The organism is Parabacteroides sp. AD58 (assembly GCF_023744375.2).
Taxonomy (GTDB): Bacteria; Bacteroidota; Bacteroidia; order Bacteroidales; family Tannerellaceae; genus Parabacteroides; species Parabacteroides absconsus.
The window spans coordinates 916,926-928,792 of sequence record NZ_CP146284.1 but is presented as its reverse complement, the minus strand read 5'-3'; the positions used below and the strand labels follow the sequence as shown (position 1 = coordinate 928,792).

The window sequence follows — 11,867 nt, the reverse complement described above, 5'->3', positions numbered from 1 at the left end:
TTTTCCCAACTTGTAAAATATCACATATTATGAATATAGATTATACGATAGGTGAAGTAGAGTTGTCCTATAAGCCCAACTTCAGAAGTTTGCATAAAGCAACCTGTTCCGAGGATGCTTACAGATATTTGCTGTCTACATATAGAGAGGGTACAATCTGTTACAAGGAATATTTCAAAGTCTTGTTCCTGAATCAAGCCAATCAAATTTTAGGATATACTCTAATTTCAGAAGGAGGAATCACTGAAACCTGTGCTGATGTCAGAGTTATTCTGCAAGCAGCATTGCTTACTAATTCAGTAGCTATTATTCTTGCACATAACCATCCAAGCGGTAATCTGAAACCAAGCAAACAGGATATGGAAATTACTAAGCAGGTCAAGGATGCAGCCCAACTTATGAGGATAAAAGTCTTAGACCACCTCATCATTTCAGATGCAGGATATTACAGCCTCGCAGACGAGGGACTATTATAATAAGGTAAAGGGCACTCAATTTTCAAGTTGGGTGTCCTTATCATATTCACTTCTACTATTAGTGAATGTTTCGTTATAAATCAATAAGTTAGTAAATCCAACTCAGAATTAATATTCACTTTTATTCATTTTATTATAAAACAGAACATTATGTCACTCAAATATTCAAGCACAACGGCGGACTACCTTATATGGTCTGATGCAATGAACCTCATAAGGAAGTTAGCCAAAGACGAGAATTATATAATCTCACTTCTTATAGCTTTAGGTTGTTTCACAGGATTAAGAATATCTGATATTCTATCTCTAAGGTGGAAACATATATTAAACACTGATGAACTTACGGTAATTGAGAAAAAAACTGGTAAAGTAAGAACTATAAGGCTAAATCCACAATTACAAGAACATATCAAAGAATGTTACGAGCATATAAAGCCAGTTGGAATAAATGCACCTGTCTTAATAAGTCAGAAAGGCACTATCTTCACGGTTCAGAGAATCAATATCATTCTTAAAGAGGTGAAGAAGAAGTACAGGCTAAAGATTAAGAACTTTTCTTGCCATTCACTTAGAAAGACTTTTGGCAGGCAGGTCTATAACATGAACAGTGACAATGCAGAGCTTGCTTTAGTAAAGCTAATGGAACTGTTCAATCATAGCTCTGTTGCCATTACTAAAAGATACTTGGGATTACGACAGGAAGAAATCTTACAGACTTATGATTGTTTGAGCTTCTGATGATTGGGACAGGATTATTAAGATTCATCTTTATGGTGATCTAAATGGTTCTGTCCCCAATCCATGAGATATAGAGCTTAGATATATCTCAGGTCTGATTTTTTTTAGGCTTGCCATTTCAGCCTTATAGAAGTAAGTCAATTCCATAAGTTTTTAGACTTTAGAATCACCTCAAGTCTTATAATCTATACCGGAGATAGCTGTTTGTAAATAGCCAAAGATATGTTGGAATAAAGATGAATAATGTTTGATAGCGGAAGATTTACTATTTATTCTCACATCGTATAGACTTATTTAAAACCTTTCGCTAACTTTGCAACAATTTCAGTGAGTTATAGTGTTAGCAAATTGAAAGGACATAATTAACGAAAGGTGTTATTGAAATTATCTTCTTGTAACAAATCTCGCAAATTTGAAACGCTGTGAAGATGATGGCAGTAGCACCCCACCATTGATATATCCATACCTTATGTTTATAGGGCTTAGATATTGTCAAATTGGTGTGGGTTGCTATTGTTTTATCCACAGCAAAGGCAATGCGAGAGCCTGTTACAAGGATAAAGCAAATAGTGTTCCCCACACCTTTTTTATATTAACAGCTTATCTATGGGGACTGGAAAGCATAAATATTATAATTATGACAAAAATGCACTATGATGGAAAAGGTCCTCAGTTATCAGAGTTCTTTATTTTCTTTATAGTTATGGTAATAATTGGAATAGTTGCATGGCTATTCTCCTAATAATTAAAAGATATACTATGAATATATTTGCCAGACTATTTTGTTTCAAGAATCATTCAAGAAATGATGAAGCATATAATGTTGTTGAGAGCATGGCTAAAGCTAAGAAGCTATATAAAGAGCTTATAAAACAAACCCACCCAGATAAGCATCCAAACAAAAAAGATGTAGCAGAGGAACTAACAGCAATGATCAATAACAACAGATTCAATTACAGAGAACTGTTAAAGATTAAGGATATAGTACAAAATAAATTAGCATAATTATGGGCATTATTGATTTCTTTAAAAACTTATTAAATTCTTTAGTCGGCACTTCATTGGAACGGATGAAGTTGATAAGCACAATGAATCAGAATTTTAAAGATAGTTACTGCTGCGGTGAATTAGATAGATTCTGTAAAGTGTCTGTAACTATTGGAGATGTAAACTATGCACATGAAATGAGTGCATTCTTTATAAGAAGTGGATTTAGAATATCCATAGAGAACGATAGTAATTTGAAAGATTCTGAAATCAGAGAGATTTCTCAATATATACTATCCAACAAACCTTTTATCAGGCAACTAATGACTTTAGGTTTTGATACTCTTTTAGTGGGTGGAAAACATTCAAAAAAAGAAATTCAATACTGTTTAAAGAGCTATACACAATTAGGAGGTTTTTCATTAGAATAATTTATTATGTGGGAAGTTATAGATATTTACTCTACACATATTAATGACTTGTTCAACAGTCTGCGCAATATAGAGCGTATTCAAGGAGTAATTGAACAGGATTTCTTTATAGGTAGAAAAGAAGTCAGTAAATGGTACTTTTCTAATAAAGCAATAGAGGAAACAAGAACAATACAGCTTGAGCATAAAATAATTCTTTCTAATGGAAGAATAACGAAATGTGACACTATATCTCATTATGGAAATAATTTATCTACATTATTAGTGAGAGAATTTGATTCTAATCATGTGCACATTAAAGAATACAGACAACAAGTAGAGTTTTGGGGTTCCACAACGGAAGATGTTACTCCTTATATTGAACCAGAAGAGAATAAAGGACAATTAGCTGAAAAAACTATAATTTCTAATTGGGAGGATGATAATGGCATAAAGAAACAAACTATCATCAAATATAATTATTTTGAGCATATAGTCTTATACGATACTTGGTGGAATGGGAAGAGAATAAAGAAAGAATTTGAATACCAATATGACAATCTAAATAATTGGGTAGAATGTAAAGAATATCATGATGGAAAATTTGTTTATTTGCATCTACGTCAATATAAATACAAATAAACTTCAAATAGATTAATTCAAATGATACGAATAAGCATATTATTTAGTTGCATTATTACAATGACAGCTTGTAACTCAATAAAGTAAAATGACATTCAAATTTCCACCATCATAGACAATACTTTACAATCTAAAGTTGCTTCTATCTTAGAGAACAAGCTATCAGAACTAAATACTTTATATATAAAGCCTTCATTTAATAAACAGCATTTGAGGAAAAACTCTTATGCTGTTTTCTTTTTATTGGACTACTACATTTTAGGAAAATATCCTGATTATAAGCCTTAAGAGATAAAATATTGCTGTAAAAACAACATGATTTAAAGGTAGAATTACTATCTTTGTTTATAATAATGATGGCTATTCCTTAAGAAAAAGCCAAGGTCTCAATCCAAGCATGGATTTCTCTTGTAAACGGAATTGCATTGGGAGTTTGACCATAATGCAGCCCTTTTTTATAATTAGTTCTTTTATTTATTTACACGGAGTTTATCTATTGTAGATATAAGTTTGATTTATAGTTTATTAAATAGATTTCGAGGATGCCTTGTTGTTGCTCTTAACGGTATGACAGATACAATGGGTCGTATGCACTCAGATGCTCAGTTCGCTGGTTCTTCATCAGTTCCTGCACACGTAGAAATGATGGGCTTCTTAGGAATGGGTAACAACCCGATGGTAGGTGCAACAGTAGCAGTAGCCGTTGCTGTAGAAGAAGCAATGAAGAAGTAATATAAGTTATTACTAATATATAAACTCCTGTAATCGTTATGGTTGCAGGAGCTTTTTTGTTTGTGGGGATGGGCTATATGTGACTATTAAATAATTTACAACTTATTTGTTATACCGTTTACCCAATTCTGGATATCACTTCGGCTACTTCTATTCAGTAGTTTGCCGTTCTGCCATTCTAAGTTAGGATAAGTCTTCTTTAACTCTTTTACGCTATTATTTATTCCGCTTCCTCCGGAAGTGGCAAACGGTATGAGCGTCTTACCTTCCAAATCGTGACTTTCGATAAACGTATTGATAATTCGCGGGGCCTGATCCCACCAGATGGGATAACCGATGAAAATGACATTATAATCACGGACATTCATCTTTGTTTCCTTTAGTGCTGGGCGAGACTTTGGATTATTCATCTCTACCGAACTGCGCGACTGTCTGTTGTTCCAATTTAGGTCATCAGATGTATATGGCTGCTGTGGCACAATCTCATACAGTGTACAATCTGTAATGTCTGCAATCATCCGGGCGGCCTTGGCAGTTGTTCCTGTCGCAGAAAAATATACGACCAACGGTTTGTTTTCAGTTTCCATATTCTTTCCTCCTTTGTTTTGGGCGCAGGCAGCAAAACTCATGGTCATTACTGCCGCCAATGTCATCATAATTTTGTTCATAATCTATTATTATAATCATGTTATTTGATTTTCAATCCTGGTATTAGTGGTTTCACATCCACTAACTCCAATTCCTTGACCATCGAAAGTGTACCCTGTTTATACTTCTGGAAATGCGGTGTTTTCAGATGGCTTTCGTATGCATTACGGTCAGCATAGATTTCGAGGATGGTTACTTTATGCGGTGCGTCCTTCTCTGCAGTGGCATAGAGCGTCAATACACCTGGTTCTAACCGCATGGAGGCTTCTATTTCTTCTTTTAGAAAGGCATTGTAGTCATCCAATTGGATTGGGTCAACGGTAATCTTTGACAGGCGAACCAGATTATTTTCAGCAGAAACCGGTTTGGTATATTCCTGCTTGATGATACGCAACGCCTTGATAGCGGCAGGAAAACCAATGTAAGGTAAACACTGAATGACAGCAGCAGTTAATGTTTCTGGCGTGTTGCCTACATTGATGTTGCCATGATAATGCGAATGGAGTTGGCTTTCTGCTTCCAAAGTTGTCAGCACGCAGTAGCCTAACAATTCGCGTGTCTGCAAATCTAATGAACCGCGGCTGTATATATCGCCAAAGAAATAATCCGTAAGGAATTGTTCCACATTCTTACCCAAGTCGTCGGGTAATCCTTCCATTACCGAAGCAATACCGCCTGGATAGAGTTTGTCTTGAATGGTTTTACCCGTTTCGTGACGTGTTTCTTCTGTTACTGTACTTTGACAATCTAATGGCAGAGAGATACCTCGCTCCTTAAACACTTCATTCACCGTAGTTACAGCATTCAGCATTTTAGGAAAGCCAATGAACGGTGCGGTGAGATACATAACTTCGCGCAGTTCTTCGGGAGTGACACCGACATTCAGTGCTGCTCCGGCATGGGCTTTCAGTTGCGGAAGCGTTTGCATGGTGGCAAGGGTAATGCAGGTAATCATCTCACGTTGCTTCATAGTCAATTTACCCGTTTGGAATACTTCTCCGAAAATAAACTTCTGCAGAATGTCCATCATCTCAGGATCTGTACCTTGTCTGGTAAGTGCTTCACCTCCGAACAGTCTGTGATAATTCTGCTTACATGCATCAATTCTATTCATAATGTCTGTTGTTTGCGCCATCGTGCACAGATTTCCTGCCAGCGCGAGAGCGATTATTCCTATTACTTTTCTCATATTATCACTGTTGTTTCTCATTATCAATTTCATTGGATACTTTATCTGGTGTAAAATTACATAAGATCATGCTGGAAGCTTGTATCCATAAAACGGCAAACTGTACCATTTTTACAGAATTTGCAATCTGTGTAAAACATTATCTGTTAAATATTTTATCTTTGTATGGACATAGTAAGAAAGGGAATGAGCCATATATTGAAAGTAAGAAATGTAAATGATTATGGAAGTTACATCGGGTGTCCCGTAAGACATCCATTGGTTTGCGTAGTGGACTATGCCGAGGTGTCACCCATACGTCATAGCCTGAACAACTACAGTGTGTATGGGCTGTTCTTGCGAGATGATGCTGATGTAGACTTGGACTATGGTTGCGGCAAATATGATTACAACAAAGGTACGTTACTGTGCGTGGCACCCGGACAAATTGGCGGTAAAGAGGATAATGGCGAACGTGTATCTATTACGGGTTGGGCGTTGCTTTTCCATCCTGACCTGTTGCATGGCTTCCCGCTCGAGAAGCGTATGAAGGAATATTCTTTCTTTGATTACCGTGTCAATGAAGCCTTGCATATGACGGATGAGGAACATGATATACTTGTCTCTCTCATGCGTCAGATTCAGGACGAGCTATGCAAGAAACCGGACGAACTCCAGAATGCTATTCTTGTGGGATACATTGAACTGATGCTCAACTTCTGTCTGCGGTTCTACAATCGCCAGTTTCTAACCCGTAAGATAGAGAATTCCGATATTCTTGTCCGTTTTGACCGCCTGCTTCGTGATTATTTCGACAACAAGTTGCAACTTACGCTTGGTCTGCCTACCGTGCAGTATTGTGCAGACAAGCTGTGTTTATCTCCAAATTATTTCGGTGACGTCATTAAGAAAAGCACTGGAGACACGGCCAGCAATCACATCCGTCGGTTTGTCATCCGACTTGCTAAGAACGGATTGGCTGCTGGTGAAACGGTGTCACAGGTATCTGACAGGCTTGGTTTTGAATATTCCCAACATTTCAGCCGTATGTTCAAGAAGCAGGAAGGCATTACTCCTTCGGAATACTGCCAGAAACTCCACTCTTAGCAAACAAGCAGTCTGCATTTTTCCATAGAAATAAGTCTGTATATTCGGCAAGTTCCTTGTCGAAAGCAGAAATATGGTATGCGTTCAGCGTGTGGAGTGGACAGCAGTCCTTTATTTGTCGGATTGGAAAATCCAATGATCAAGGGCTTTACTGATTCCGTCTTCGTCTACGCTTGCTGTGATATAATCGGCTACGTGTTTCAAGGATTCATTCGCATTTCCCATGGCGATGCCGATTCCGGCTTCTTGGATGATGGGAATATCATTTCCTCCGTCTCCGAAGGCGATTGTTTCTTCTTTCTTTAAGCCCTGATGTTTCAGCATGGCTCTGAATCCTCTTCCTTTGTCTGTATTCAGAGCTGTTATATCGGCAAAGTCAGGATACCAACGGCTGGAGGTGCAGTGTGGAAGCTTGGGCGTGATGAGCTTTTCTTCCTCCTCTGATATCACGGGAGTTAATTGAAGAACAGGCTGGTGATGGATAAAATCGACCTTATTATCTTCTTTCATGTTCTGTACATTCAGCAGCTGTCTGAAGATGTAATCGACTTTGTCATTGCTGTTATACATGACCAGGTCTTTTTCTCCGACAACCATGCAGGCGAAGTTCATCTCATCGGCTAGCTGGATGAGTGTCAGAACATCCTCTGTTGGGATGGGATTGCAGGAAATAAGCTGTTTCCCGATGAAACAATAAGCTCCGTTTACCGTAATATATCCATCAATCAGATGGCTTATTTCCTGTAAGTTGTTGATAAGAGAATAAGGCCTGCCTGTCGATATATACACTTGCATGCCTTGTTGTTTGGCTTTTGTTATGGCCTGGATAGTGGAAGCGGGTATTTTATGTGTATTGAAACTAACCAATGTTCCGTCGATATCGAAAAATAAAGCTTTGATCATATACTGAATAATTAAGATTGAATTTCGTTCAAAGATAACGAAAGCGAAGAGAGTCATTGCTATCTCTTTTTGAGTTTTCTGGAATATGGCAGAAATTATTGCGTTGAATCAAGTCTGTCTGAAAAAGAAAGAGACTGCGTCTTTCAGAAAAGAACACAGCCTCTTTTATCAGATAGATATTGTCTTTTATTTACCGTAAGCGATCTAATGAGCGGACCAAGGCTTCATCTGCTCCGATATTGCGGATAGCCAAATAATCCAGGATTAAGCTGATGAACGGGAATGTCAAAGCTATTTTCCCTGTTATGGAAACATCTCCCAAATCTTTTGATACGTTCCATACATAGAAAGCGTACAGGCCATAGAAGCCTAACATCAGGATCGCATTGAAAATACACAAACGAATTTGCAGAATACGTTTGCGGTAAAGGAAAATAGTCACCAGCGAAATGATGGCAATGGCGGCTGTCAAGGCAAACAGGCTCCATGTCGGATAAAGTAATTCCGGCTGATCAGTCAGCATGGTTGAGATGCCTGATGCATCAAACGAGCACATAGAATCTCCTGCCTGCAGGATTGTCAGCGGCAAGAACAGCGTGGCAATCATCAAGACGACGATAGCCAGCAGATAAACAGTTTGTATTCTTTGTATCATAAGTATTATACTTTATTTGTTTTAAGCGTTTGAATCTGGAAATGAAAAGAGCAATTAATAAAGGAAATTTCCTGTCTGGCTGACTGAAAAGACTTTATTAATTGCTCTTTTATGGATTCAAACTGTCGTTAGCAATTCAATATTCCGACAATTATTAGAAATTATTCTTTTCTTTCGCAGGATTTCTGTAATAGATTTTACCATCCTCATACTCTTTGGCTGCAATCAAAGTTGGTTTAGGCAGCTTTTCATAGTAACGAGAGATTTCGATCTGCTCTCTGTTTTCGAACACTTCTTCCAGATTGTCGTTATAAGAGGCGAACTCTTGGAGTTTCTTTTCCAGATCTTGTTTCATTTCAACACTAATCTGATTAGCCCGCTTTGCAATAATCGCTACCGTTTCATACACATTACCCGTATCGGCACAAAGCTTCATCATGTCGCGGGTGATTGTATTCGTCGGCGCGTTCGTTTTTCTGTAATCCATACTTCGTTTTATATATTGATAATTCGTTTAATACGTATTCGTTATTCGCTTGCTGGCATAATTGAAATACTTGGTTGCTTCTTTCAAATACTTACCTTCGGGATATTCGTTGATGTAGTTGTAATATTCATCTACGACGTCACGATATCTTCCTTGTAACTTTTCGTCGACACTTACCAAGGCCAATTCATACTTGGCGCGCAGCATGATGTACATAAACTCTTCGCGATACTTGGAATACGGGTAGTTTTTCAACGCGTTCTCTGCGGTGATGACGGCAGACAAGTAGTTGTTTCCCATATATGTTCCCAAGTTGAAATAGAGTCGGGTAGCCAGAAGTTCTTTCAATGCCAGTTTTTCCTGGAGTTCAAACAGAATTTTCTGGGCTTCTTCCGCTCTTTCGCTCTGAGGGTAGTAATCCATATACAACTGTAACTGCTCGATGGCTTTGTAGGTCTGCGACTGGTCCAGTTTCGGATCCGGAGAGTCTAAGTACAAACCATAGCCTGAGTAGTAACGGGCCAGTTCAGCAAACTCACCTTTCGGGTAAGTCTTGTAATAAGTCTCGAAATATTGCGAAGCTGTCTGGTAATCTTTTTGCCCATAGTAACTTTGGGCGAGCAGATACAGAGACTCTTCTGCATAAGCTGTTCCTTTAAAGATTGTAACCAATTCATCCAACAGCGTCGCTGATTTGGAGTATTGTTTCGCGTTGAAATACTTCTTGGCGTACGAATACTTCAATTCATAGTCTGTGCTTTTTAAGATCTTGTTATATTCTCCGCAGGAGGTAAACAAGACGGCACTCATCATCCATAATAATACAATCTTCTTCATTCAACCATACGTTTAGCGCGCAAAGATAACAATTCTTTGTGAAATACAAGGCTGTTAGCGTATTAAAAATTACAATTTGTACAAATCGCTGGCTGCAATCAGTTCGAGTTTGTTCTCTTTCAGCACTTCAGCACACCGTTCAATATTGTCGGGACGGATGATCACGTTGGCTGCTTCGCCTTGTGAAAAGGCATACATGTATTCCACAAAGATGCCGGCTGCCGTGATGATCTGCATGGCTTTTGCCAGTGCTCCGGGCTGATTCGGGCAGTGAAGACATACGACATCGGCTACACTTACGGCATATAAGTGATCGCGCAATACTTGAATGGCCTTGTCGGTGTCTGACACGATCAGGCGGAGAATTCCGAAATCGGAGTTTTCAGATACCGTAAATGCCGACATGTTTATGCCTGCCTCGCCTAATATATTGGCTACTTCCGTAAAACGGCCTTTCTTGTTCTCTAGGAAAATAGATAATTGTTTGATCAGCATAATCAATCCTTTTTAAAGTTATTATTCGAATTTACGCTTGTCGATGACGTGCTTTGCCTTGCCCATACTGCGCTCAATACTGCGCGGTTCGACAATCTTGATATCCGGCTGCAATCCGATAACGCTTTGGATGCGGTTGGTTATCTTTTTCTTCAGCGCGATCATCTTGTTCATTTCGTCTGAGTAATATTCCGGACGGACTTCTACCTGTATCTGGAATGTATCGGTATTGTTGACACGATCTACAACGATCAGGTAGTGGGCCTCGAATTCCGGCAATTCCAAAATTACAGATTCTACTTGAGATGGGAAAACATTTACGCCACGAATAATCAACATATCGTCGCTTCGGCCTAAAATACGTCCCATTCGGACTGCTGTACGGCCGCATTCACACTTCTCGTAAATCAGATGAGTCAGGTCGCGGGTACGATAGCGAATCATCGGCATACCTTCTTTTGTTAATGTAGTGAAGACGAGTTCGCCCATCTGGCCCGGTTCAACCGGTTGCAGGGTTTTCGGATCGACTATCTCGGGGAAGAAATGGTCTTCCCACAGGTGTGTTCCGTTCTGGCATTCGCATTCTCCGCCGACGCCCGGACCACAGATTTCTGTCAGTCCGTAGATATCGTATGCCTTGATGTGCATTTTCTCTTCCAGTTCTTTACGCATATTCTCGGTCCACGGCTCAGCTCCGAAGAAACCTGCGCGCAGCTGGAATTCTTCCAAAGGAATACCCGAGTTGTGGATGGTTTCTGCCAGATACAAAGCATACGAAGGCGTGCAGGCCAAGGCCTTGGCTCCGAAGTCGTGCATGAGCTGAATCTGCTTCTGGGTATTGCCGCTACTCATCGGGATAACGGTTCCTCCGATGTTCTGTACGCCACCATGCAGGCCCAAACCTCCGGTAAACAGTCCGTATCCATAAGATACTTGTACGGAGTCGTTCTTCGTAATTCCGCCGGCTGTCAGGCAGCGAGCTACCACTTCTTCCCATATTCCTAAGTCCTTGCGGGTATATCCCACAACAATAGGCTTGCCGGTTGTACCCGAAGAGGCGTGAAGGCGGACGATTTCTGACATCGGTACAGCCATTAATCCGAACGGATAATTATCACGTAAGTCTTGTTTGACAGTGAAAGGCAGCTTGGTAATGTCGTCGATCGACTGGATATCCTGTGGCACTACGCCAAGTTCCTGCATCTTTTTCCGGTAGAAAGGGGAGTTATGATAAACGTGTTCAACCACTCTTCTCAGTCTGATGCTTTGCAGTTTCCGCATCTCTTCACGGTCCATGCATTCTATTGTCTCATTCCAAATCATAGTTTTTCCTGATATTGATGTTAAGTTTAATTCTATAATTGGGCGAAAAGTAATAACTTTTTCAGAAAACGCCAAAGAAATTTACGAAATGTTTATCCTTCTGTGGCTTTTATTTCGGGCGGAGGGACAGCGTGCCGTGATTCTATGGGTTGCCTTGTTTTCTTTCATCTGTTCTGCCTAAAGCTTTCTCTCTGCTGAAGAAAACTATACAATCTGCCGGGAAACTCTTTAGTTCACGGCGTGAACTAAGTAATCCACG

The 11,867-nt window shown here is 39.4% G+C and carries 14 protein-coding genes and 1 pseudogene; 7 read left to right on the top strand and 8 right to left on the bottom strand.

The window, feature by feature from the left end; genetic code table 11:
- Window positions 1-29 precede the first annotated feature (29 nt).
- The 6 genes and pseudogenes from NEE14_RS03910 to NEE14_RS03885 form a co-directional block, all read left to right on the top strand.
- Entirely contained in the window at window positions 30-476 is a 447-nt protein-coding gene (locus NEE14_RS03910) for a JAB domain-containing protein (protein ID WP_251966528.1), read from the top strand.
- A gap of 150 nt (window positions 477-626) precedes the next feature.
- A complete protein-coding gene (locus NEE14_RS03905; RefSeq protein WP_251966527.1) occupies window positions 627-1,214 on the top strand; it encodes a tyrosine-type recombinase/integrase in 588 nt (195 codons plus the stop codon).
- 759 nt (window positions 1,215-1,973) lie between these two features.
- Entirely contained in the window at window positions 1,974-2,219 is a 246-nt protein-coding gene (locus NEE14_RS03900; RefSeq protein WP_251966526.1) for a hypothetical protein, read from the top strand.
- 2 nt (window positions 2,220-2,221) lie between these two features.
- A complete protein-coding gene (locus tag NEE14_RS03895; RefSeq protein ID WP_251966525.1) occupies window positions 2,222-2,632 on the top strand; it encodes a hypothetical protein in 411 nt (136 codons plus the stop codon).
- 6 nt (window positions 2,633-2,638) lie between these two features.
- Window positions 2,639-3,253, top strand: coding sequence for a hypothetical protein (locus tag NEE14_RS03890; protein WP_251966524.1), 615 nt, complete (start codon window positions 2,639-2,641; stop codon window positions 3,251-3,253).
- 564 nt (window positions 3,254-3,817) lie between these two features.
- Window positions 3,818-3,985: pseudogene (locus tag NEE14_RS03885) on the top strand (GGGtGRT protein); the annotation flags it as partial.
- Window positions 3,986-4,080: 95 nt separating this feature from the next.
- Here NEE14_RS03885 and NEE14_RS03880 read toward each other — a convergent pair.
- Together NEE14_RS03880 and NEE14_RS03875 are read right to left on the bottom strand one after the other, a co-directional pair.
- On the bottom strand, window positions 4,081-4,653 hold the full coding sequence (locus NEE14_RS03880; RefSeq protein ID WP_251966523.1) for a flavodoxin: 573 nt from the start codon (window positions 4,651-4,653) through the stop codon (window positions 4,081-4,083).
- Between the two features lie 20 nt (window positions 4,654-4,673).
- On the bottom strand, window positions 4,674-5,822 hold the full coding sequence (locus NEE14_RS03875) for a carboxymuconolactone decarboxylase family protein (RefSeq protein ID WP_422394676.1): 1,149 nt from the start codon (window positions 5,820-5,822) through the stop codon (window positions 4,674-4,676).
- A 165-nt stretch (window positions 5,823-5,987) separates the two neighbouring features.
- On the opposite strand from NEE14_RS03875, the gene NEE14_RS03870 reads away from it, so the two are divergent.
- Window positions 5,988-6,908: a helix-turn-helix domain-containing protein gene (locus NEE14_RS03870; protein WP_251966522.1), complete on the top strand. Its 921-nt coding sequence runs from the start codon at window positions 5,988-5,990 to the stop codon at window positions 6,906-6,908.
- A 111-nt stretch (window positions 6,909-7,019) separates the two neighbouring features.
- On the opposite strand, the gene NEE14_RS03865 is transcribed toward NEE14_RS03870, so the two are convergent.
- The 6 genes from NEE14_RS03865 to NEE14_RS03840 form a co-directional block, all read right to left on the bottom strand.
- Window positions 7,020-7,811, bottom strand: coding sequence for a Cof-type HAD-IIB family hydrolase (locus NEE14_RS03865; protein ID WP_251966521.1), 792 nt, complete (start codon window positions 7,809-7,811; stop codon window positions 7,020-7,022).
- A 190-nt stretch (window positions 7,812-8,001) separates the two neighbouring features.
- Window positions 8,002-8,466, bottom strand: a complete 465-nt coding sequence (locus NEE14_RS03860) for a DUF4293 domain-containing protein (RefSeq protein ID WP_251966520.1) — start codon at window positions 8,464-8,466, stop codon at window positions 8,002-8,004.
- A 154-nt stretch (window positions 8,467-8,620) separates the two neighbouring features.
- Window positions 8,621-8,953, bottom strand: coding sequence for a DNA-directed RNA polymerase subunit omega (locus NEE14_RS03855; RefSeq protein ID WP_251966519.1), 333 nt, complete (start codon window positions 8,951-8,953; stop codon window positions 8,621-8,623).
- 27 nt (window positions 8,954-8,980) lie between these two features.
- Window positions 8,981-9,790, bottom strand: a complete 810-nt coding sequence (locus tag NEE14_RS03850; protein ID WP_251966518.1) for an outer membrane protein assembly factor BamD — start codon at window positions 9,788-9,790, stop codon at window positions 8,981-8,983.
- 69 nt (window positions 9,791-9,859) lie between these two features.
- Entirely contained in the window at window positions 9,860-10,285 is a 426-nt protein-coding gene (locus tag NEE14_RS03845; RefSeq protein ID WP_251966517.1) for an amino acid-binding protein, read from the bottom strand.
- Between the two features lie 21 nt (window positions 10,286-10,306).
- Window positions 10,307-11,608 (bottom strand): phenylacetate--CoA ligase family protein, encoded by a 1,302-nt coding sequence (locus NEE14_RS03840; RefSeq protein WP_251966516.1) that lies wholly within the window; start codon window positions 11,606-11,608, stop codon window positions 10,307-10,309.
- Between the last annotated feature and the right edge of the window lie 259 nt (window positions 11,609-11,867).

Excerpts from the sequence above, each read along its gene's own strand:
- NEE14_RS03840 (WP_251966516.1), bottom strand. The coding sequence starts at position 11,608 with ATGATTTGGAATGAGACAATAGAATGCATGGACCGTGAAGAGATGCGG.
- NEE14_RS03890 (WP_251966524.1), top strand. The coding sequence starts at position 2,639 with ATGTGGGAAGTTATAGATATTTACTCTACACATATTAATGACTTGTTC.
- NEE14_RS03910 (WP_251966528.1), top strand. The coding sequence starts at position 30 with ATGAATATAGATTATACGATAGGTGAAGTAGAGTTGTCCTATAAGCCC.
- NEE14_RS03895 (WP_251966525.1), top strand. The coding sequence starts at position 2,222 with ATGGGCATTATTGATTTCTTTAAAAACTTATTAAATTCTTTAGTCGGC.
- NEE14_RS03850 (WP_251966518.1), bottom strand. The coding sequence starts at position 9,790 with ATGAAGAAGATTGTATTATTATGGATGATGAGTGCCGTCTTGTTTACC.
- NEE14_RS03880 (WP_251966523.1), bottom strand. The coding sequence starts at position 4,653 with ATGAACAAAATTATGATGACATTGGCGGCAGTAATGACCATGAGTTTT.
- NEE14_RS03900 (WP_251966526.1), top strand. The coding sequence starts at position 1,974 with ATGAATATATTTGCCAGACTATTTTGTTTCAAGAATCATTCAAGAAAT.
- NEE14_RS03865 (WP_251966521.1), bottom strand. The coding sequence starts at position 7,811 with ATGATCAAAGCTTTATTTTTCGATATCGACGGAACATTGGTTAGTTTC.
- NEE14_RS03905 (WP_251966527.1), top strand. The coding sequence starts at position 627 with ATGTCACTCAAATATTCAAGCACAACGGCGGACTACCTTATATGGTCT.
- NEE14_RS03875 (WP_422394676.1), bottom strand. The coding sequence starts at position 5,822 with ATGAGAAAAGTAATAGGAATAATCGCTCTCGCGCTGGCAGGAAATCTG.
- NEE14_RS03860 (WP_251966520.1), bottom strand. The coding sequence starts at position 8,466 with ATGATACAAAGAATACAAACTGTTTATCTGCTGGCTATCGTCGTCTTG.
- NEE14_RS03845 (WP_251966517.1), bottom strand. The coding sequence starts at position 10,285 with ATGCTGATCAAACAATTATCTATTTTCCTAGAGAACAAGAAAGGCCGT.
- NEE14_RS03855 (WP_251966519.1), bottom strand. The coding sequence starts at position 8,953 with ATGGATTACAGAAAAACGAACGCGCCGACGAATACAATCACCCGCGAC.
- NEE14_RS03870 (WP_251966522.1), top strand. The coding sequence starts at position 5,988 with ATGGACATAGTAAGAAAGGGAATGAGCCATATATTGAAAGTAAGAAAT.